Origin of the sequence: Pseudonocardia sp. SID8383, assembly GCF_009864975.1 — a bacterium.
In the GTDB taxonomy this organism is placed as follows: Bacteria; Actinomycetota; Actinomycetes; order Mycobacteriales; family Pseudonocardiaceae; genus Pseudonocardia; species Pseudonocardia alni.
In genome coordinates this window covers 1-759 of the sequence record NZ_WWFY01000104.1, presented here as the reverse complement: position 1 = coordinate 759, position 759 = coordinate 1, and the positions used below count along the sequence as shown (strand labels likewise).

1 protein-coding gene is annotated in these 759 nt (G+C 77.2%); it reads left to right on the top strand.

Going from position 1 to position 759, the window contains the following annotated elements; all coding sequences use genetic code 11:
• Nucleotides 1–454, top strand: a 454-nt coding sequence (locus GTW08_RS02250) for an alkaline phosphatase D family protein (RefSeq protein ID WP_202416282.1), incomplete at its 5' end; no start/stop codon positions are given.
• Between the last annotated feature and the right edge of the window lie 305 nt (nt 455–759).

The window sequence follows — 759 nt, the reverse complement described above, 5'->3', positions numbered from 1 at the left end:
CGGGGTACTGGTGCCCGACGGCGACACCGCCTGGGAGGCCGTCGCCAACGGGGTGCCGGGGCCGCCGAGCGGGCGCGAGTCCGAGATCGCCGGGGTGCTCGCCGGGATTCGCCGGCGGAGGGTCCGCAACGTGGTCTGGGTGACCGCGGACGTGCACTACACCGCCGCCCACCACTACGCCCCCGAGCGCGCCGCGTTCACCGACTTCGACCCGTTCTGGGAATTCGTGTCCGGCCCGCTGCACGCCGGTGCCTTCGGTCCGAACGAGCTCGACCCGACCTTCGGTCCGCGGGCGGAGTTCGTGCGCGGACCGTCCCGGCAGGGGGCGAGCCCACTGGAGGGGTTCCAGCACTTCGGGGAGCTCGACGTCGCCCCCGACGGGACGACCCTGGAGGTCCACCTGCGCGACCAGGCCGGCGCCTCCCTCTGGACCACCACCCTGCGCCGGACCTGACGACCGCGTCCGCGGCCTCCGGCGTGGCCGGCAGCGGTGCGCCGACCCCGGCCGGGGTGCGACGACGTCTCCGGCTGCGTCCACCCCCTCCGGCGGGCTCCCACACCTGTTGCGACGGGTGTGGGAGCCCGCCAGGGGGTGTGGATCCAGGGGACGGCTCCGTGGTCAGCGCCGGGGTGCGGTGTCCGGCTCCGCGGGGAGCCGGACGGTGGTGGCCGGTCCGGGGACGGCGGTGGTGGCCACGGCCACGGCGACCGGGGTCGCGGGGACCGCGGCCGGGCTCGGAGGGGCCGCGGGCGGGGTGG